Source organism: Nonomuraea sp. NPDC050790, from assembly GCF_044456745.1.
Classification (GTDB): domain Bacteria; phylum Actinomycetota; class Actinomycetes; order Streptosporangiales; family Streptosporangiaceae; genus Nonomuraea.
This window is the reverse complement of record NZ_JBITGF010000015.1, coordinates 176,153-194,633: the sequence shown is the minus strand read 5'-3', so window position 1 is coordinate 194,633 and position 18,481 is coordinate 176,153. Positions and strand designations below refer to the sequence as shown.

Sequence of the window (18,481 nt, the reverse complement as noted above, 5' to 3'; positions counted from 1 at the left end):
ACGCCGCGAACGCGCCCGGATCCGCAGTGAGAAAGGCATCCGCTGGGGCGGCCGGCCCCTCGCACCGGCAGTCTGAACCCCTCGCCCAACCCGGTGATCGTTTCCGGTCACAGCACTAGCCGGAGGCCGATCTCCGTCTCGATCCGGTGGTCGACGATGCGGTGAACGGCTCGGATCGATTGGCCGAGGAATCGGCTCATCAGGAAATCCTCTGGGGCGGGACCGACGGTGACCTGGCCGTATTCGTCCATGTCGTAGGAGTCGTGTGGTTGGTCGAGCGTCAGCTCGAGCGAGTCGTCGGGGGCGGTATGGAAGCGGACAGGGCCTAGATCACTCATGTGGAACCACATATGCACCAGTGAGGCGTGGTCGTTGCTGGGGTGGGTGTGCCAGGACACCGTCACCTGGAGCAGCCTTCGGCTGACAAGCTCATCAGCGGAGATCACGATGCCTATGGTGTCACGGTGGTTCGGACGTTTCCGCAGCGGACTCCAGCAGGTGGCGGGCGGCGTTGGCGTTGCGTATGGCGGTCTTGTCGTCGATGCCGAACACGGTGGCCAGATGCAGGGCTGACCGTACCCGGTTGAAGCGAACCGGCCGCGTCACCCGACCCGGCCGGTTCGCTTCGTACGCCGGCTTAACGCGGACCTCTCGCCTGCCGTGCCAGGTGACGGCTTTCACGGCGGTCTGCCTCGCTCGGTCGGCAGGGTGCGCACCTACCCGGAAGGGGTCGGCTAAAGCGGGCGTGACCTGGGCGGGTTTGGCGCGGGCGGGCCGGGTAGGGGCAGCCGACACCCACCCGAAGGAGGGCTCATGCCCACCGCACGAGAGATCATGACCCCGAACGCCGAATGCGTGGACGCCGGTGAGAGTCTCGTCGTCGCCGCTGAGAAGATGGCCAGGCTCGACGTCGGGTCGCTGCCCATCTGCGGCTCCGACAACCGCCTCAAGGGGATGCTCACCGATCGCGACATCGTGATCAAGGCCCTGGCTCAGGGCAAGGACCCCGCTTCCTGTACGGCCGGCGAGTTCGCCCAGGGCAAGCCGGTCACCATCGGCGCCGACGACGATGCCCGCGAGATTCTCCGCACGATGGCCGGACACCAGGTCCGCCGTCTGCCGGTGATCGACGGGCACGAGCTGATCGGCATGGTCGCGTTCGCCGACGTGGCCCGGGCGCTGCCCGACGCACCCGTCGGTGACCTGCTGGGCGCGGTGACCAACGACTGACGCCGCACGCGTGGCGGACGTCGGCTGAGGGGGAGAGACGCACGTCGTCGTCATAGGAGCCACCGGCAACGTCGGCACGAGCGTGATCTCGGCGCCCCTGGCCGACCACGCCGTCCTTTCCATCGTGGGCCAGGCCCGGCGCCTGCCCGGCTGGCAGCCGGACAAGACCACCTGGCGGGCGCTCGAGGGGGGAGGCGACGATCTGCGCCCGCATCTGGAAGGCGCGCAGACGCGGTCGTGCACCTCGCGTGGATGTTCCGGCCGGCACGCGACGCGTCGCCACGTGGAATTACCCTCGGCGGCCGGCGACGTCGTCCGGGAAGTCCTCGACGGCGTCAGGACCGGCGGGCCGGCCAGGGCGGACGAGTTCAGCACCCCGCCTCGGCAAGCACCCCGTTGACGGTCTGGTCGCCGGGAGCTTCGGGACAGGCGGCAGAGACGACGACACGAGGTCGGTGAGTGCGACGGACAGGACCACCGTGCTGGTCATGGACATGTTCAATCCCTACGACCACGAAGACGCCGAGCGTCTGACGGGCAGCGTGGAGAAGATCCTGCCGTCCTTGGCCAGGCTGGTCGACGAGGCGGCCGAGCGTCCTGAGGTCGAGATCATCTACGTCAACGACAACCATGGGGACTTTTCCGCAGGGCCGGCGGACCTTCGTCAGCGGGCGATCGAGGGGCGGCGGCCCGACCTGGTCGAGCCGCTGCCGGTGCCTGCCGGATGCGCCTTCCTTCCCAAGGTCCGGCACAGCGCGTTCTTCGGCACGCCGCTGGAGTACCTGCTGCGTCGCGAGGACATCGGGACGCTCGTGCTGGCCGGGCAGGTGACCGAGCAATGCGTGCTGTACACGGCCCTGGACGCCTACGTGCGCGAGTTCGCCGTCCGCGTGGCGGAAGACTGCGTGGCCCACATTCACGGCGATCTGGCCGAGGCGGCCATCCAGATGATGCACCGCAACATGAGCGCCACGGTCATGCCCGGTCACAGCGCTTTGGGGTCCTGATGCGCCCAACCGGCAGTTCCGCCGGAGCTCGAAGCGGCATGTTCCCGGCTTGCTGGTGCCTTGGGCGATCCAGACGGGGCGATCGTCGGACCCAGAAGGCGAGAGCCATCCCGGCGGTGCTCGTGTGCTCGCAGTCAGATGGCCTGACCTACGGGGGCGGTGTTCGCCCGCGAGCGGACCCGGACGCCCGAGCACCTGGTCCAGGGCGAGCATGCCGATGCCCAGTGCCAGGTGCATCCAGGTGCCGGCAGGGGTGACCGGCATGGAGTTGGCATGGCTCGGGGCTGATGAGCCGTGAGGCAGCCCGCACGGTGGTGAGACGTCGGCGGCTGCCGGCCTTGCTGCGGCGGCGGGCTGCTTCGCACGCGATCTCCAGCCGCTGGGGGAGTGTGGTGCGAAGCGGGCTGAGGAGGGCGGCCTCGTCGTGCGCACAGGTGGCCCCGACCGTGGACTGCGAAGGGGCCGGTCACTCACAAGAGGACCGTGCCGAGCCGTCGTCGTTATAAGCGGCGTGTCAGAGGTTTGTCACCAGGGCTGGCCATGGTTGCAGGCATCCGCGAACCGCCCGGTTCAGGCCCCGGGCGGTTCGCCAGAGCGAAAGGACTGCACCATGACCGACATCGCAGACATCGCGGACAAGGTTCAAGGGGTGCTTGACCGGTCGGTGGCCGAGCTGGGGGTGACCGGCATCATCGCGCATGTCCAGGACGAGAGTGAGACCTGGTTCGGCTCGGCTGGGGTGGCCGACCTCGAAACGGGGCAGCGCCGCGGACCGGCGGACCGGTTCCTGATCGGCAGCGGCGGCAAGGCCTTCACCTCCGCCACGATTTTGCAGCTCGCCGCCGAGGGCAATCTGAGCTTGGACGACCCGGTGGAGCGGTGGCTGCCCGGTGTCAGCAGGAACGGCAACGACGGCAGCAAGATCACGGTCAGGCAGCTGATCAACCACACCAGCGGCCTGTGGGTGACGGGCTTCGACGCCGACCTGGTGCGCTCGTTCCACACACGGGCGGGGTTCGCCCAGAACCGCCACCGCGTCTGGACGGTGGATGAACTGCTGGACTTCGCCCTGTCGCAGCCGCCCATCTTCGAGCCGGGCACGAATTTCGCCTACACCAACGGCGCCTACCATCTGGCCGGCGCGGTCATCGAGAAGGCTACGGGAAACGCCTACGAAGACGAGGTCGAGCGGACGGTCATCAAGCCGCTGGGGCTCAGCGGCACCTACGCCCGCCCGCTGGCCGAAGCGGGGATCCGCGCGCCGTACACCAAGACCTATTCGAGGATGTTCATCAGGGACGACGTCGATCCGGGCAGCCTGACCCAGGAAAACTGGGAGTCGACGCTGCAGGGGCCGGAGACCGACGCCGTCGACGTCACCGATTCCACCTCCTTCGGCTGGTCGGCGGGCAACGTCGTCTCGACCACTCCCGACCTGCTCCGCTTCACCGGCGCGATGATCTCGGGGTCGCTGCTGGCGCCCGCCTGGCATCGCGAGATGTGGACCACGAACCCCACCAGGAACTGGATCCCCCACACGCGCTACGGCACCGGCGTGTCGGAGTGGGAACTGGCCGACGGCACCACGCAGCGCGCCGTGGTCGGGATGTCCAACGGAGCCGCCACCATCACCATGGGCACTCCCGACGGGCGCCGGATGGTGTCCATGAACGTCAACTGCGATTGGGGCTGGCTCCCCGCCTTCAGCGCCATCATGGAGGCGGTGTTCGGCTCACCGTTCCTCCGCCAGCAGTAGCCGACGTCACGGCCAAGAGACCCCCGACACAGCGGTGATCGCCGACGCCCGGGCCGTCCAGCAGGCTCAGCAACTGAGCCCGCTGGACGGCCGCAACACCGGCCCGGCCAGAGAGCGCGGCCTGGTCGCGCTCTCACCGCCCAACACCGCCAGATGCGTCCTGCGCAGCTCCTCGGACAGGTCGATGCCCAATGTCCTCGGCGAGCGCCGGCACGGGCTGCCTGCGACGGCGCCGAACGCCCCGCGGTGCATCCGTCCCGGCGCCTGCCGATCGCCGAACGCCAACCGGCTCTCTGCCCCGGGCTGGATCCCGCCCGAGCTCGACGCCCCGGCAGGCCCCGTAACCCCAAGGCCTGATGGCCTCGCACAGCAGCGAGCCGTCACCGAGTGCCCCGTACCGATGACGGCGGTGACGGCTCTGCCATCCACGGTAGGCACAAAACTCGGCGGCAAACGCAACCCCGGACGCGAAGAAGAAGCGGTGCCGTCTCCCCGGTGGTGTGCACCCGCAAGCTGGCTTTACGAGCCGAACCTTGCCAGCGGCCGGCGTCGCCGCCCCGACGGCGGCAAGGCGGCGGCGTCGGCCAAGCACGGGCAGCCGGTGTGATCGGCCGGGTGATGCGCGGCCGCGCCCGGGCGCGGCCCGAGTCAGCTGCGGGGGGATACCGCTTCGGGGTCGATCAGGTCGGCTGCTGTCACGGCCTGGCCGAGGGTGGCGTGGATGTGCAGCATCTGGCAGACGCCGGTGAGCCACAGGATGCGGGTGACGCGCCGGTGCGGCGCGGCCAGATGCAGGCCGGCGCCGTGCTGGTCTTCGCGCTGGTGCAGGTCGATGAGCAGGCGCAGGCCGCCGCTGTCCAGGAAGGTCAGGTGGGTCAGGTCGAGCACCAGCGGCAGTCCGGGCTGCGGGTGCTCGCGTTCGAGGTAGGTGCTGAGGTCGGCGGTGTTGGTGGCGTCGAGCTCGCCGGTCACCTCGATCAGCGTGCCACCGACCAGGTGCCTGCTGGTCAGGTGCAACGGTGTCACGTTCGGCCTCGCCTCCAGCCAGGTCCTTTCGTCCGGGACGGCCTGCCTCGCACGTCCATCGGTTATGTCCCCCTATCAGCCATGATCGCGGCAGGCTCGGGTGGTGCTGCGGGGTGTCCTGGCTATCTCGACCGTAACCCCGGAAGGGTGTTACACGAAAGGCGTTTCGCGATAAATTGTGGGGTAATGAGTCCGATACCCGCCCGGCGATCGTCTGTCACCGGCGCGGGACGGAAGTGGGGGAGCGTTATGCTGTTCGGCCGCTCGGCGCCTCGCTGGACGTTCCTGACCCACCATGCCCGGGTGCTGCTGGAGATCGCCCGCAACCCCGAGGCCCGCCAGCGGGAGATCGCCGACTCCATCGGTATCACCGAACGCACCGTGCACGCGGTCGTGCACGACCTGCACGAGGCCGGCTACCTCACCCGCGAACGCGTCGGCCGCCGCAACCACTACACCCTCAACGCCGACCAGCACCTGCGCTACCCCACCGAAGCCGACCTGCCGGTGCGGCGCCTGATCGACATGTTCTCCGAACGCGACCTGCCCACCGGACCACCCCCGTCCTGACCACCCACATCGCCGCCGCGCGCGAGCCGAGTGCGCAAGCCGCAGGCCAGAGCGAGAAGGGTTCACGCGGGCCCCAACGCCGACGGCCCTCGCGGGCGGGTCAGGTTTGCCAGGCCCGCCCTGGGCAGCTGACCGCCATCGGGCGGCCACCTCGCGCAGGGCGCCCGTCACCTCAGGCGCCCGCCCGGCCCCTGGTGGCCGGGGCGCTGACCACCCTGTAGGGCGTGAAAACTCGCGCACGTGGGCTGAGCTGGGGTTTCACCAACCGAGCTATGCGGCTCGGCGGTACTCGTTTATCGCTCCTCCGAGTACCTTATGGCGTTCGATCCGGCCTTCCATCGGCACCACCACATGCTCATCGTGATCGGGTGGTCGCTGCCCACGACCCTGATGCGGTCGATGCGCGTTGTAGTGATCGATGTATTCGTTCAGCACCGAGCGCAGGTGAGGTTCGCCGTAGATCAGCACGCGGTCGGTGCACTCGGCTCGCACCGTCCGGATCCAGCGCTCGGCATAGCAGTTCGCCCTCGGTGTCCGCGGCGGACTCTTCAGTATCGTGATTCCCACGGCGGCGAACACCTCATCGAAGGCGGCGGTGAACTTGGCATTCCGATCGCGGATGAGGAAGCGGAACGACCCTGCCCGCCGGCCGAGATCCATCAGGAGATTGCGGGCCTGCTGAGCGGTCCACGCGCCGGTCGGGTGACTGGTCACGCCCAGGACGTGGACGTGTCGCGTGTGGACCTCCATCACGAACAACACGTACAAGCGCTTCAGCGAGATCGTGTCAACATGGAAGAAATCACAAGCCAGGAGCCCTTCGGCGTGCAACCGTAAGAAGGTCCGCCATGACGTGTCGAGATGCCGGGGCGCCGGTCTCAAGCGGCGCGAGCGCATGATGCGCCGCACGGTCGTCGCGCTGACCTGGAAGCCAAGCCGCACCACCTCGCCGTGCACCCGTCGATGCCCCACGCCGGGTTCTCCCGCGCCAGGCGGATAGTCAGCTCTCGAATCTCTGGAGTCGTTCCTGGACGCCCGGGCCGCTGCGAGTAGGTCCAGGCCCGTCGCAACAAGCGACGATGCCATGCCAGCAACGTTGCCGGAGTGACCAGTCGATGACCGCGCAGCACCTCCGGCAACGACCAGGCCAGCGCTGCGAGAACGGCCCGATCGGCCCAGTCCGGCTTCGGGCGTCCGACCTGCCGCTGCAGACCGCCACCTCATGGCGCAACACCATGATTTCTGCGTCCTTCGACGCCTGGCCGCGGCCCAGCAACATCAGCCAGCCGAACACCCGAAGCATGATCAGATAGATCAGGCGAATAGGCACAAGACGCGATCTTTCCTACGGGTACAAACCACGTCAAACCACAGGTAAGAGCCGTCGTGGTTGCTTTTTGACGCGGTACCGGGCGATTATCGCGCTCGACTCGTCGAGAATGTCGCCGGAAAGCGATATTTAATATTAGCACCCTGTCGTCTTCGACTTTTCGTAGCTTTCGTACTACCGCGGGCGGCGCGCTCAAGGTTAGCGCCGGCCGTCGACGCCGCCCTGCGATCAACGCGCGGTTCGCTGGCGTCCTCACCGAGGTCCAGACGACGGCCGTCGAGGCGATGGCCAAGCACGCCGCCGACGTCCTGGCAGTCGCGACGGGACCGGGCAAGACCGTGATGGCGTGCGCGCTGATTGCCCGTCACGCAGTGCCAACTGCGATTGCGGTCAACCGCGCCGACCTGTGACGCCTCTGCGGAACCCAAGCTGGACGTTAGTCAGGAATCCTGAAAGCAAGGCCGCCCTCATCCACATTGAAGCGATCGACGAAAGATCGTACAAACCCCCATGATTGAGTCGCGACAAACGGTGGCTCGAGGGCAGCTCTCGCGGCAAATTCCTCCAGATAGCCGACTGCGTCATCAAGACGGCCCGATACATGAGTAGCAATGGCGAGATGTGCTAGTTGGAACTGGTCGCACTTTGTTCTCGCCAAATTCTCAATGATCGAATCCAGTTCTCCCAGGGGCTGGAAAAATCGATCTCCGCACTCATCGATTGCCCTGGCGATCTCATCCGCAACGGTTGCGGCATCCATGTCATTCTCAACGAGCCATCCAGCGTATGGCTCGACATCTTGTTCGCCATGCTGGGCCATGAGATAGTGGAGATCTTTGCCTATAAGACATACGCCGACGCCGTCATCAAAAGGCAGGTTATGTAGTTCCGCCGAAAGGCGATCAACTTCCTTGTGTCTGACACCAAGCACTGGGGCAAGCGCTACTCCGTAGCTCCTCACCGCAATCTGCAAAGCGACTTGCTGTTCAATCTCCAACGTTCCCTGGCGGACGAAAACTGGTTGGTCGTCTTCGTCCGCCACAGCAAGCCATCCCTTGGGGGTCAGTCTATGCGTGAGCTCTTCGACGATCCTGGCCTCTAGGAGCAATCTGGGCATTTCCGTGTGTCTACCTCGACACGCATTGATATCTTGGAACCCTTCCGGACACCGTAGGCTGACAGCTTGCTGGTGTCAACCGCGACACCTCGTGGGCCATTTAGTTCCGGACACCCTCGTGCTTGATTTGGAGTAATCCTGGCACCTCGACCGGTTTCACCTCCACTGCAACCCAGTTCCCGTTCTTGTCTCTAGCCACGAAGTCCGCTCTAAATACCTCTCCCTTGCTATTCTTAAATCTAACCTCTTGAACGATATCGGTATAGCCTTCCTTGGTAAGTCGATCCTTTGTCGCCGCTTCGCCGAGGCGTCCGTGGCTGCGGCCACTGACTGGGCACTCGTCGTTGTGAACCAGGACTGGCGTTGTTCCGGCTTGCGCGTAGTAAGTGTGCTCGTTGGCGACGGTCAGATTATGGACTCGCTGGTTCTGTGTTGTCCATTTATCAACTGCGATGATCCGAACAGGAGCAGAGGCCGGGCTCGCCAGAATGGATAGCCCAGGGCGAAGTCGGCCAGCTTCTACCCAGTCCTTTTTGTCCAACGACCAGAAGGGGTGAGTTTCGGTCGCGATCAGAGCACCTGCCACCTCACCCTTGCTGCCGCCAGCAGCACTGGTGATCTGAACAAGATTCTTCGCCCCCTGGCTGAAGATCAGTGCTGTGACGGTTTGAGGAGAGGTCTGAACGCTCGCCGTGTCGGTAGCCAGAACTCTGTCACCAACCTTGATTTTTTCAATTGGCTTGGTCCGACCATTGGCCATGAGCACTTTGGTTCCGGGTACGAAGCTGCTGCAGGGTTTGCTGTTCGATCTGAAGGGTTTGATCGTGGGATTGGGTTGACGGATCTTCCCGAATCCGCCTCGCAGAGGAATGTTGATACCGGGTATCCCCGCGGCATCGGTCGCGCCGGGTAGCGTGTCCTGCGCGGTCCTATAATCAAGATCTCCTGCTTCCGCAGTGCGTCCCGGCGATTGCGTGCGTAGTTCGCATCTTGCCGTCGCTGCTCCCGAACGCGCTCGTAGTTTTGGTGGCGCTTGCGGTGGACTTTCTGCTCGGTCTTGGTCTTCTTCTTGCCGCTGGCGTGGTGGGTTTTGGCGAAGTTCTGGTTGGCGTTGGGGGTCTTCTTGTCGCGGGAGTAGCCGTAGCTTTTGTCGCTGCTGCCGCCGCCGGCGTCAACGCGGCGTCCGTCGGGGTCGGATTGGTCGATGGGGTTGCCTGCGGCGTAGGAGTAGGGGTTGGCCCATTCGGGGGTGCGGAGGTCGAGTTCTGGGTCGGTGGAGATGAATTTGGCGATGGCGGGGTCGTAGTAGCGGGCGCCGAGGTAGAGGAGGTCGGTGGTGGCGTCTTCGGTTTTGCCGAGGAAGCCGAGGTCGGTGAAGGGCAGGTCGTCGGTGCCGCGGCGTGTGCCGTACGGGAGGTAGCGTTCGCGGCTGACGTTGCCTGCTACCCCTGCCGGACGGGCACGAGCCGTATCCATGGGCTGCTGTTCCTGGCCGAACGCCGTCGCGTTCCCGCCCGCCGCCCGGCGATATCTGCCTGCACACCGGACGCGCCCGCCTCGGCTACGACCGCGCCCGCGTCCTACTCGACATGCACGCCGGACTGGACCTGCACCAGCTCCGCCGCTCCAGCGCAGTCACCTCGGCGAAGCCGAGATACAGCGTCATGATCATCGCTCTGCACTCATCCTCCTCGAAGGCCTATACCGCCGGACGGGGATCTCGGTCGATCGGCTCGCGATGCACCCACTCGACGAGATCGTCGGACGCGAGCGCCCGCACGCGCGCGGCGTACCGGGCGAGGTCGGCGTCGTCGAGGAGGTCGCGCCACTGGCCGCTCGTGCCGCGCCTGAAGAACGCGGCGGGATCGATCCAGTGCTCCGGACCGCCGGCGGGGACGGTCGTGTCGGCCCTGCTGCGCATCGACTCGAATGTCGCCGCCTGGACCAGGCTGGGCCATCGGTGCTCGTCGACGTCGATGCCCAGACGCGCGGCCATCTGCCGCATCTGTCCCTCCAGGTCGGCCTTTAGGTCGTCGTAGTGCAAGGACACGACGTCGAGATCGTCGGCGGCGTCCCGGAACGTCTGCAGGTGCTCCACAGTGCGCCGCAGCGACGACCCGGCCTGCGTCGACGGCGTCTCGTCGTCGACCCACTGCCAGAAGCGGTCCCGCTCGCCGTCGGGGCGCGGCCGCGGTGGCCGCAATGGTCCGAGCTCGATACCGTCGATCGCGGCGGCCCGTTCGCGTTGGCTGAGGAACGCGCCGATGTCGGTGTTGTCGATATGGTGGTCGATCGACAGCCCCACGTCGCGCGGGTCCCGCCCGACGCAGATGTAGGTGACCGCCGGATCGTTGGGTATCCCGTCGAGTGGCGTGTGGGTCTTGATGAACCGGCGGTGCGTCTGCGCTTTCAGGTCCGCGAACACGTCCGTGCGGGCGCGAGTCACCATGTCGATCCACGGCGAGAGCGTGTCCAACGGGAGCGGGAGCACCGGTTCCTGCAGGATGAGCAGGGCGCAGATCATCTGCGTCCACGTCGTCCCGCACTTGGGCGGGGTGCTGATGATGATGTCGCCGGGGCGGAGTTCGAAGCCGTCCCAGCGGTTGCTGTCGTACATACTCGACTCGTAGTGGCGCACGGCCGTCATCCTCGCAGCGGATCCGATCCCGGCAGGCCCAGACGATTCACCGCACGACATCCTGCCGAGGGCTCAAGACTGAGGTTTCGAAGGGTGTCGCGCAACAGTACGTAGCGCAGCGCCCGCCCATAATGTCCGGCCAAAGGCACTTCTCCTCCAATACCACCTGCACTGTCCTCGGCCTGATCATCGAGAGGCTGACCGGCCGCACACTGGCCACGGACCGCCTGTTCGGCCCGCTCGGGATGTCCAGGACGTACCTACCCGTCAAACCACCACAGGGCATCGTGGGACCGCACGGCCACGGCTACTACCCCGACACCAACGGCAAGCTGCGCGACGTGGACCAGTTCGACGCCAGCTTCGGCGGCGTCGTATCGACCGTGTACGGCGTGAGCGCCTTCAAGCGGGCGTTCACCCAGGGCAAGCCGCTGCCGCCGGAACTGCAGCGCGTGACGGGTACATCGTGGGCGGGACCACCGCCGGCTATCTCGCCATGACCTTCTACACCAGGGACGGCCGTCACCAGCCGGCCATGTCGGCCACGCTCAGCATCAAGGACGTCTCCCAGCCGGCCGAGGCGCTGTTCAAGGCCGTGGAGAGCGTCTTCTGTCCGTCGTCGATGCCCTCCAAGACCTTGACGCCGACGCCGTGCTGGAACAGGCCGACGACCTCGAAACCGATCACGACCATGCCCAATCTTCCCTTGGCCGGGGATGAGGCTCTGCCGCTCAGTGTGAGGCCGGCAGGCCGTAGCGGCTGAGGAACGTCGTGACCGCTTCCTCGCGCAGTTGGGCAAGCTCGCCGGCGTCGGCCGGTGCGGAGCGCGCTGCGAGTGTGAGGCGGTTGAGCGGGTCGCCGAGGACCAGCCAGGTGAACTGCTGCGCCGCCACGAGCGCGTCCCCCGCCTTGATCAGGCTCCGCGTCGTCAGGGTGGTCAGCGCGTCGGCGAGCAGGTGCGTGTTACGGGTCCAGCTGCGCTGGACGTAGTCGGCGGCGACGTCCGGGAACCGGGTGGACTCGGTGGCGACAAGCGATCGCATGCGCAGAACCGGTTCGCTCAGCACTCCCGCGTGCAGGACGTGCGCAAGGCGCAACAGGCCGGCATGGATGTCCGTGGACTCCGCCAACGCTTGCGTGTGTGGTCGCATGGCGTCGTAGCCGCGATCGACCCAGTCGCGAACGACCGCCGCGTACAGCCGCTCCTTCGACGGGTATTCGCGATAGAGGGTGTGTTTCGAGATCCGGGCACGGGCGGCCACCTGGTCCATCGTCGCGCCGGGATATCCCTGGGTGAGGAACACGTCGCGGGCGATCGCCAGCAGGTCCGCGCCGACGCTGCCTCCTGGGCGCCCGCGTGGCCGCCGCCCTGTCGCCTCTGTCGACATCCGTCCTCCTTAGTACTTGACGGTACTATAACCTGATAAATAAAGTACTACCAAGTACTGAAAGGGAGAACAAGATGCTCGCTCTGGGAATCGCCCTCGCCGCGGTCGTGGCCTTCGTCGCCAGTTCCCTCTACTACGCGCTGGCCACGCCGTTCGAGCAACGACGGCTGGGCGCCGCGGCGCTCGACCGCGGACGGCCGGTACCGTGGAAGGCGGCCGTTGAGATGCTGCGGACCGCACTTCTCGCCGGCGTGTTCGCCTGGATCGCGGCACAGGCGAACCTGCTGAGTCTGCCCTCGGCCATGCTGCTGGGCTTCGTCGCGTGGCTGGGCTTCCCGCTCATCCTGCTCACCGGCTCGGTGTTGTGGGAGCGCGTGCCGGTGGTCACCGCCGTACTGCACGCCGGAGACTGGCTCCTGAAGCTGCTGCTCATCGGGGCCGTGCTCGGCTTCCTGCACTGACGATGACGACTCGAAGCGGCATGGCATGAACGCCGACCCTACGAAGCCCGGAGCGCTCGTTCGTGGCCCTGGGCGACGACACCCATAACCCCCATCGCCTCCCCGCTGCGCCGCCCCGTCGGCAAGGCCGCCGGCGATACCGCGACCGTACGACTCGTCGAACGTCTGTGGCCAGCGGCTCGACCGCTGCCTGGGCGACGAACGGGGACAGGATCGGGAACTCGCCGCCGCCCAAAGGCGTCGCATCCGGTGGGGGACTTCCGGTGCCGGGCACGCCAGTCATGAAGATCATCGCTACGTCCGCCTTCTCGTTGTACGGCGGCTGCTGGAATCGGTCTCTGGGCGGCCGATCGTGTCCTGCCCCGCGAAGCGTTCGCCTGGCCTGTGGTCAGGCTCATCTGGTGCGTTTCTGGTGCGTTCACTTGTGCACGGGCACGCTCACCGGGCGGAGGATGAGGCTGTCCAGGGTCCATGCCACCTCGTCGGGATGCACGGCCAGTTCCAGGCTGGGCAGGCGCTGGACGAGAACGCCGAGGAACTCCTGTATCTCGGCCCTGGCCAGGTTGGCGCCGAGGCAGTAGTGGGCGCCGCGGCTGAAGGTGAAGTGGGGCTGGGCGGGGGAGCGGTCGAAGTTCAGGGTGTGGGGGGAGGGGAAGACGTCGGGGTCGAAGTTGCCGCCGGTGAAGGAGGCGATGACGCCGTCGCCCTTCTTCACCGTGCCTGAGGGCAGGTCCACGTCCTCCTTGGCCACGCGGATGAACAGGCTGTCGCCCAGATGCTCCAGGCGGAGCAGTTCCTCGGTCGCCTGCGGGATGAGGCCGGGGTCGGCGATCAGGCGGGTGTAGGCCTCGCGCTGGGTCAGCAGGCGCAGGGCGAAACGTGACAACGAGGCGCCGGTCGACTCGTGCCCGGCCAGGAACAGGCCCAGCGTCAAGCTGGTCATCTCCTCTTCGGTGAGGCGGTCCGACCCGTCGCGTGCCTCGATCATGGTGGTCATCAGGCCGCCTCCCGGCGCGTCGCGCTGGGCGGCGATGAGGGTCTCGCAGTAGGCGTAGAACTCCTCGCCCGCGTTGTACCTCTCCTGTTCGGGAAGGCCGGAGTTGGAGAGCATGGCATCCGACCAGCGGCGTACCCGCTGGGTATCGACGCTGGGCACGCCCATGACGTGGCAGATCATCTGCACGGGCAGATCGAAGGCGAAGTCCGGGACGAAGTCGAACTCGTCGGGCAGGTCGTCGATCAGCCTGTTGGCCAGCTCACGCATCCGCGGCCGCCAGCCGTTGACCTGCCGGATCGTGAAAGTGCCGGACAGCAGACGACGCAGGCGGCTGTGCTCGGGGGGGTCCATGGTGCTGAGGCTGCCGGGCGACTCGGTGATGGAGAAGCCGGGGAACACGCGGGGGGCGCCGGGGTAGCTCAGGTCGCGGCTGAAGCGTGGGTCGCTGAGGACGATCACGGCGTCCTCGTAGCGGCAGGCGAGGTAGACCGTGTCGCCGCTGGGTAGCCGGATCAGACCGAGCGGTTCTCGCTCCTGACGCTGCGCATAAAGGCCGGAAGGGGCACCTCGGGGGCCTGGGGGAAACGGGTACTTCTCAATTTCGATCATGGTGTGCAGAGTACGCGGGAATTTCCAGCCAGCCAGCCTTCTCATTTTCGTCTCGGGGCTCAAAATATGCGCTTCCACCAGCCGCGTTGTTAGAAATGCGGATTATGCTTGAGGGTAGAAAAATGCAAGCACTGTGCAGGTTATTCGCGTGGCGTGCACAGATTGCCCCGTTCCTGCCGGGTGCCGGAACCGCCCCGCAGCAGAGCTTCGTGAATTGCCGCGCGGGATCGGCGCCGAGTTCGTCGGCCAGCCGTACCCGGAAGCGCTCGAAAGCGCGGCCAGCGTCTCGCTGGGCCGCACACCCAGGGTCGGAGGCCAGGCACAGCCGGATCCCGCTGATCTCAGCTCCGTACGGGCACTAGAACGACGAACCTCCGAGCATGCCGCGATCGACCTGCTCCTGGCCGCCGCCCGGGACCCCGCGGCCGTACCCACCGATCAACTGAGTGGCGCGGTGGGAGACTGCCCGCAGCGAGCCGCTGAAGACCTCTGCCAGCAGCGGCGAAAGCATCATCACAGCAGAATGCGCCGCCAGCTCCGACGTAGCGCGTTCATAGTCGGGAAGTTCCTTTCGTCGATGCCGGCGCTAGACCGCTCTTCTCACGGACAACCGCCGATCGGCGGGACAGGTCCACGGTCGCAATCTCCCCACTGGGTGTCATATGCAAAGACTGTTTGCAAGGACTCTTTGCATTGCTGTAGGGTGACCGCATGCCAGACCAGCGGCGGGAAGAGATAACTGACGTCGAAGCGCTGAAACTGCTGGCCCATCCACTGCGTCAGCGGATCGAACGGGAACTGCGCAAGGGGCCGGTCACCTCCACCACGCTCGCCCGCGCCCTGGGCGAGAGCAGCGGGCTGGCCAGTTATCACCTGCGGCAGATGGCCAAGCACGGCTTCATCGAGGAAGTGCCTGAGCTCTCCCGCGGACGGCAACGTTGGTGGCGGCACGTGCCCGCGGACCGCAGAATCCCGGCCTACAGCAGGCAGAGCCCGAAGATGCGGGAGGCGGTCGAGGAGATGAACCGTCTTGATTTCGCCGACGAGCTTGAGCAGTTCAGCCGCTTCCAGCTCGAACGCGAGCATATGGGGGAATGGGCTGACGCCCTGGCCTGGTCACGGTCGACGATGCGGCTCACCGCCGACGAGCTCAACGAGTTCCTCGAGGAGTACGTGAAACTGCTCTATCGCTTCAAACGGCCAGCAGAGGAAACGCCGCCCGGCGCGCGCGTCGTGCTCGCCCGGCTACTGGCCTTCCCCGTAGCTGCTGACGAGGAGGAATAAACCTGGGCCGCCGGGTGCCAGCCCGGCGGCCCAGGACCGGAAAGTCGCACCACCACGCCCGCGAAGGGCGTGTCTCGACGTGCGCGCAACTCCCAGAGAAAGGAGAGCAGCTCATGCTGCTCCAACGCAAATGGCCGGCCCGGCTGCTGGTCCCGCTCAGCCTGGCCGCCACAGTGTTCGCCGGGCCCGCCGCGGCCGGCACCGGGACGGTGCACAGCCGCGATGTCACCTTCACCGGCGCCGGCGGCATCACCTTACGCGGAACGATCGTTGCTCCCCTTGGAGCGAAGGGTCCCAAGCCGGGCATCGTCATGGTGCACGGCGCCGGGCCGGTCAGCCGAGACGAGTATCGGGATGAGGCCGAGGCATACGCTAAGCGCGGCATCGTGACCTTGATCTACGACAAGCGCACCACGGGCTACTCCACTGTGCGGCGCGACTACGCGGTCCTCGCCGCCGACGCCCTCGCCGCGGTGAAGACGCTACGAGGCAGTCCGGAGGCCGACCCGAAGCGGGTCGGCATCTGGGGGCTGTCGGAAGGTGCCTGGGTCGCCCCGATGGCGGCCGCCCGTTCAACCGACGTCGCCTTCTTGATCGTTGCCGGAGCGATCGGCACCACACCTGCCAGACAGCAGGCATGGGCCTACGGTGAACGGCTCGACCACGCCGGTGTCCATGGCTCGCTCGTCATGTCCCTGCAGCAGCGCCTCATCCGCTTCGCCGTCGCCAGCGGCCTGTTCGGTGAGGCGGTTCACGATCCCGTCCGTAGCTGGGAACGCGTCCGCCAGCCGATCCTTGCCCTTTGGGGCGCCCTGGACCGGGAGGCGGTCCCCGCGGAGAGCGCGAAGATCATAGCCCGGGCCTTGGCCAGGGGCGGCAACACCCATCACACCATCCGCTTCGTCCCCGGGGCGCGCCACAACCTCAACGGCACTCGCGACGACGGCTTCGACCGGCCGGATCTCCTGCCTGCTACCTACGCCGAGCAGGAGACCGAGTGGATCGAGAGCCTGGCCGACGGCTCGCCCGCGGTCGAGGTCGCCAGCCCACCACGTCAGGGCCGGGCCAGCAGGCCGGTGGACGGTTCGCTCGCCTGGTACGAAGCGCCCTGGTGGCAGGCGGTCGCCTTGGTGTTCTTCCTGGCCGCCTGCCTTGGTTACCCGCTGACGGCCGTGGCCAGGCGGATACGCGGACGCCGCGGCGCGCCCGTGGCCGTCTGGCCCGCTCGGGTGTTCGTCGCCGTCGTCGGCGCCACGGTACTCGGCTTCCTCGCCTACTTCGGCGTCCTGATCGTCACCGGGGCGTCAGTGCTTGGGCCCGTCGTCCTCGGCCGCACGGTGCCGTGGCTTCTCCTTCAACTCCTCGCCGTGACCGCGGTCGCCGCCGGGCTTGCCACCGCCATCGCCGCCTGGCGGGGACGGCGCGACCTGGCCCCCGCTGGGCGAACACGGATGGTCATGGTGCTCGTGGCAGCGGCGACGTTCGTGCCATGGGCGGCGTACTGGGGACTGCTCACCCCCTAGATGGAGACCGGGATATGGCTCAGGCCGGGGATGTCTGGTGTCCGGCTGTGCATGGTCCTTGTCGGCAGTGGCCTGGCGGGACGCAGTTGAGCTGGAACGTTACGCTGCCCCGTTCCGTAGCCGGGACGCACGGGTGGTGCATGTGGAACTGTCCGGATCAATCTACCTTGAGGTCCAGTCTTTCCCAGTATGTGGCGCTCCTGCCTGTGCAGGGAGGTTGCATATCGGGATTCAGCGTCCAGTAACAGTGCCCATACTGAACCTCGGGTTGCGCGATTGCGGTGGTTCTGAAGGGAGTGCCGTGGTCGTCGACGGTGTGGACAGTGGGCTTCCGTCCTGGCTCGATCACAGTGATGTCGATGACCCACTCGATAGCGCTTGGGGATTGTGAGACGGACGCATCGATCGTGAATATCTCTTGTTCGCCGGGTGCAAGGGTCACGGTCTTCTCGTCGAAGTAGGCGTAGTCCGAGTTGTCGCGTACTGCTCGGGCTTCGGCCGACGCGTCGTCCAGGTACATGTGGAGCTGAATGTTGTCCTGGTTGCCACCGGAGCCTGGACGGAAGAGCGTTCCGGCGATGGGAGGCTGACGCTTGACGATGCGCGCGCGCATGCCGGTGATGTTCGCCTGGCGTCGGCCTTGGACCGTCAGTTTGACGTTGCTGGCACCCGCGCCCCAATAGCCGGGTCTTGTTGTGAGCCAGGATTCCAGGCCCTGGTTGTTCAGGGACCTTAGTTCTGCTGGAGAGAGGACCATCGGCTCTGCGAAGGCCACCTGGCCGAATTCGCCCAGCTCCACGATGGCGGATGTGGCAATGGCAGCCCCGTCTTCTCTGGGGGCAGTGGGGGTGGGCGGTAACTGCACCTGTGGGCAGTTGATGATGTTGCCATTGCCGACGGGCGCGCAGTCACCGTCGCCGATCCGGGTGAGGGGAGCAGGCGAGGACGCGGCTTGGCACGAGATGATCGCGATCGGGATCGCCACAAGAGCGCATACAGCACCCACCGCCTGCCATACGGAGGACCGAAATGTTTTTCGAATGAAGGAGCGTGCGTCGGGCATGATTCCCCTTCTCGGTTGAAGTCCATATTGCCCTGGAACGCTCCTAGTGGGGGAGGAATCAAGGACGATATACCTCCGCCTCTGCCGCAGGAGTGGCGGAGCCTGGCCGACTACGAACGGGTGCCCGGCCTCGCGATCGTCCGCTGACGAAGACAGTGCAGGGCAATCTTCAGGCCGTCCGTGGTCTGTGACGCGCGCCCAGACCATTTTCGCTGGCAAACGCGGCGGGTTAAGCCGTGCGGCCGATGCCGGAACGGCCGGCCGTGCCGCGAGCCGCTTGAGAAGCATGCTCGGCAACGGATCGGTGAAATGGAACCGGCGGTGGAGCGTCCCCATCGGTCGGACTTCCAGAACTTCACGGTGTCGCCGACGATCTGGAACTGGGGCTCTGGGCGCGGGAGGGACACCCCGCACGTACAGCGAAGACCCGCCCGGCTGTGCCTGCGGCCGGCTTCGGTCGTCTGACGGCCGGCAGCGGGAGG

24 protein-coding genes are annotated in these 18,481 nt (G+C 66.5%); 11 read left to right on the top strand and 13 right to left on the bottom strand.

Going from position 1 to position 18,481, the window contains the following annotated elements:
* Positions 1 to 107: 107 nt before the first annotated feature.
* A complete protein-coding gene (locus ACIBEJ_RS48270) occupies positions 108 to 446 on the bottom strand; it encodes a hypothetical protein (RefSeq protein WP_397189763.1) in 339 nt (112 codons plus the stop codon).
* A 13-nt stretch (positions 447 to 459) separates the two neighbouring features.
* The gene (locus ACIBEJ_RS48265) at positions 460 to 681 is read right to left on the bottom strand and encodes a hypothetical protein (protein ID WP_397189762.1); all 222 of its coding nucleotides are present in this window, start codon (positions 679 to 681) and stop codon (positions 460 to 462) included.
* A gap of 132 nt (positions 682 to 813) precedes the next feature.
* Between ACIBEJ_RS48265 and ACIBEJ_RS48260 the strand changes: the two genes are divergently transcribed.
* The 5 genes from ACIBEJ_RS48260 (at position 814) to ACIBEJ_RS48240 (ending at position 4,600) form a co-directional block, all read left to right on the top strand.
* The gene (locus ACIBEJ_RS48260) at positions 814 to 1,230 is read left to right on the top strand and encodes a CBS domain-containing protein (RefSeq protein WP_397189761.1); all 417 of its coding nucleotides are present in this window, start codon (positions 814 to 816) and stop codon (positions 1,228 to 1,230) included.
* An 82-nt stretch (positions 1,231 to 1,312) separates the two neighbouring features.
* Complete coding sequence (locus tag ACIBEJ_RS48255) at positions 1,313 to 1,630, top strand: hypothetical protein (protein ID WP_397189760.1); 318 nt, start codon at positions 1,313 to 1,315, stop codon at positions 1,628 to 1,630.
* A 55-nt stretch (positions 1,631 to 1,685) separates the two neighbouring features.
* Positions 1,686 to 2,237: a cysteine hydrolase family protein gene (locus tag ACIBEJ_RS48250; RefSeq protein ID WP_397189759.1), complete on the top strand. Its 552-nt coding sequence runs from the start codon at positions 1,686 to 1,688 to the stop codon at positions 2,235 to 2,237.
* Between the two features lie 610 nt (positions 2,238 to 2,847).
* Positions 2,848 to 3,993 carry a serine hydrolase domain-containing protein gene (locus ACIBEJ_RS48245; RefSeq protein WP_397189758.1) on the top strand — a complete coding sequence of 382 codons (1,146 nt, stop codon included), beginning with the start codon at positions 2,848 to 2,850 and terminating at the stop codon, positions 3,991 to 3,993.
* Positions 3,994 to 4,027: 34 nt separating this feature from the next.
* Positions 4,028 to 4,600: a hypothetical protein gene (locus tag ACIBEJ_RS48240; RefSeq protein WP_397189757.1), complete on the top strand. Its 573-nt coding sequence runs from the start codon at positions 4,028 to 4,030 to the stop codon at positions 4,598 to 4,600.
* A 41-nt stretch (positions 4,601 to 4,641) separates the two neighbouring features.
* Here ACIBEJ_RS48240 and ACIBEJ_RS48235 read toward each other — a convergent pair whose 3' ends face one another.
* Positions 4,642 to 5,019 carry an STAS domain-containing protein gene (locus ACIBEJ_RS48235; protein WP_397189756.1) on the bottom strand — a complete coding sequence of 126 codons (378 nt, stop codon included), beginning with the start codon at positions 5,017 to 5,019 and terminating at the stop codon, positions 4,642 to 4,644.
* Positions 5,020 to 5,268: 249 nt separating this feature from the next.
* Here ACIBEJ_RS48235 and ACIBEJ_RS48230 point away from each other — a divergent pair, with 249 nt between their 5' ends.
* The gene (locus ACIBEJ_RS48230; protein WP_397189755.1) at positions 5,269 to 5,589 is read left to right on the top strand and encodes a helix-turn-helix transcriptional regulator; all 321 of its coding nucleotides are present in this window, start codon (positions 5,269 to 5,271) and stop codon (positions 5,587 to 5,589) included.
* Positions 5,590 to 5,859: 270 nt separating this feature from the next.
* On the opposite strand, the gene ACIBEJ_RS48225 is transcribed toward ACIBEJ_RS48230, so the two are convergent.
* Positions 5,860 to 6,546: an integrase core domain-containing protein gene (locus ACIBEJ_RS48225; protein ID WP_397189754.1), complete on the bottom strand. Its 687-nt coding sequence runs from the start codon at positions 6,544 to 6,546 to the stop codon at positions 5,860 to 5,862.
* A 657-nt stretch (positions 6,547 to 7,203) separates the two neighbouring features.
* Here ACIBEJ_RS48225 and ACIBEJ_RS48220 point away from each other — a divergent pair.
* Entirely contained in the window at positions 7,204 to 7,329 is a 126-nt protein-coding gene (locus tag ACIBEJ_RS48220; protein WP_397189753.1) for a hypothetical protein, read from the top strand.
* Positions 7,330 to 7,355: 26 nt separating this feature from the next.
* Here ACIBEJ_RS48220 and ACIBEJ_RS48215 read toward each other — a convergent pair whose 3' ends face one another.
* From ACIBEJ_RS48215 to ACIBEJ_RS48200, 4 genes are all read right to left on the bottom strand, one after another.
* A complete protein-coding gene (locus tag ACIBEJ_RS48215; RefSeq protein WP_397189752.1) occupies positions 7,356 to 7,961 on the bottom strand; it encodes a hypothetical protein in 606 nt (201 codons plus the stop codon).
* A gap of 175 nt (positions 7,962 to 8,136) precedes the next feature.
* Positions 8,137 to 8,796 (bottom strand): polymorphic toxin-type HINT domain-containing protein, encoded by a 660-nt coding sequence (locus ACIBEJ_RS48210; RefSeq protein WP_397189751.1) that lies wholly within the window; start codon positions 8,794 to 8,796, stop codon positions 8,137 to 8,139.
* A complete protein-coding gene (locus ACIBEJ_RS48205; protein WP_397189750.1) occupies positions 8,688 to 9,512 on the bottom strand; it encodes an RHS repeat-associated core domain-containing protein in 825 nt (274 codons plus the stop codon). Before ACIBEJ_RS48205 ends, ACIBEJ_RS48210 begins: the two co-directional genes overlap by 109 nt.
* A gap of 223 nt (positions 9,513 to 9,735) precedes the next feature.
* On the bottom strand, positions 9,736 to 10,653 hold the full coding sequence (locus ACIBEJ_RS48200; protein ID WP_397189749.1) for a sulfotransferase domain-containing protein: 918 nt from the start codon (positions 10,651 to 10,653) through the stop codon (positions 9,736 to 9,738).
* A gap of 41 nt (positions 10,654 to 10,694) precedes the next feature.
* Here ACIBEJ_RS48200 and ACIBEJ_RS48195 point away from each other — a divergent pair, with 41 nt between their 5' ends.
* The gene (locus ACIBEJ_RS48195) at positions 10,695 to 11,174 is read left to right on the top strand and encodes a serine hydrolase domain-containing protein (protein ID WP_397189766.1); all 480 of its coding nucleotides are present in this window, start codon (positions 10,695 to 10,697) and stop codon (positions 11,172 to 11,174) included.
* A gap of 22 nt (positions 11,175 to 11,196) precedes the next feature.
* On the opposite strand, the gene ACIBEJ_RS48190 is transcribed toward ACIBEJ_RS48195, so the two are convergent.
* On the bottom strand, positions 11,197 to 11,367 hold the full coding sequence (locus tag ACIBEJ_RS48190; protein ID WP_397189748.1) for a hypothetical protein: 171 nt from the start codon (positions 11,365 to 11,367) through the stop codon (positions 11,197 to 11,199).
* Positions 11,368 to 11,405: 38 nt separating this feature from the next.
* The gene (locus ACIBEJ_RS48185; protein WP_397189747.1) at positions 11,406 to 12,062 is read right to left on the bottom strand and encodes a TetR/AcrR family transcriptional regulator; all 657 of its coding nucleotides are present in this window, start codon (positions 12,060 to 12,062) and stop codon (positions 11,406 to 11,408) included.
* Positions 12,063 to 12,136: 74 nt separating this feature from the next.
* On the opposite strand from ACIBEJ_RS48185, the gene ACIBEJ_RS48180 reads away from it, so the two are divergent.
* Entirely contained in the window at positions 12,137 to 12,523 is a 387-nt protein-coding gene (locus ACIBEJ_RS48180) for a DUF1761 domain-containing protein (protein WP_397189746.1), read from the top strand.
* Between the two features lie 418 nt (positions 12,524 to 12,941).
* Here the strand turns inward: ACIBEJ_RS48180 and ACIBEJ_RS48175 are convergent, their stop codons facing one another.
* Both ACIBEJ_RS48175 and ACIBEJ_RS48170 read right to left on the bottom strand, forming a co-directional pair.
* The gene (locus tag ACIBEJ_RS48175) at positions 12,942 to 14,129 is read right to left on the bottom strand and encodes a cytochrome P450 (protein WP_397189745.1); all 1,188 of its coding nucleotides are present in this window, start codon (positions 14,127 to 14,129) and stop codon (positions 12,942 to 12,944) included.
* 358 nt (positions 14,130 to 14,487) lie between these two features.
* Positions 14,488 to 14,643 carry a hypothetical protein gene (locus ACIBEJ_RS48170; RefSeq protein ID WP_397189744.1) on the bottom strand — a complete coding sequence of 52 codons (156 nt, stop codon included), beginning with the start codon at positions 14,641 to 14,643 and terminating at the stop codon, positions 14,488 to 14,490.
* A 197-nt stretch (positions 14,644 to 14,840) separates the two neighbouring features.
* Between ACIBEJ_RS48170 and ACIBEJ_RS48165 the strand changes: the two genes are divergently transcribed.
* On the top strand, positions 14,841 to 15,413 hold the full coding sequence (locus tag ACIBEJ_RS48165) for an ArsR/SmtB family transcription factor (RefSeq protein WP_397189743.1): 573 nt from the start codon (positions 14,841 to 14,843) through the stop codon (positions 15,411 to 15,413).
* A 113-nt stretch (positions 15,414 to 15,526) separates the two neighbouring features.
* Entirely contained in the window at positions 15,527 to 16,936 is a 1,410-nt protein-coding gene (locus tag ACIBEJ_RS48160) for an alpha/beta hydrolase family protein (protein ID WP_397189742.1), read from the top strand.
* Positions 16,937 to 17,093: 157 nt separating this feature from the next.
* Here ACIBEJ_RS48160 and ACIBEJ_RS48155 read toward each other — a convergent pair whose 3' ends face one another.
* On the bottom strand, positions 17,094 to 17,999 hold the full coding sequence (locus tag ACIBEJ_RS48155; RefSeq protein WP_397189741.1) for a hypothetical protein: 906 nt from the start codon (positions 17,997 to 17,999) through the stop codon (positions 17,094 to 17,096).
* Positions 18,000 to 18,481: the final 482 nt, after the last annotated feature.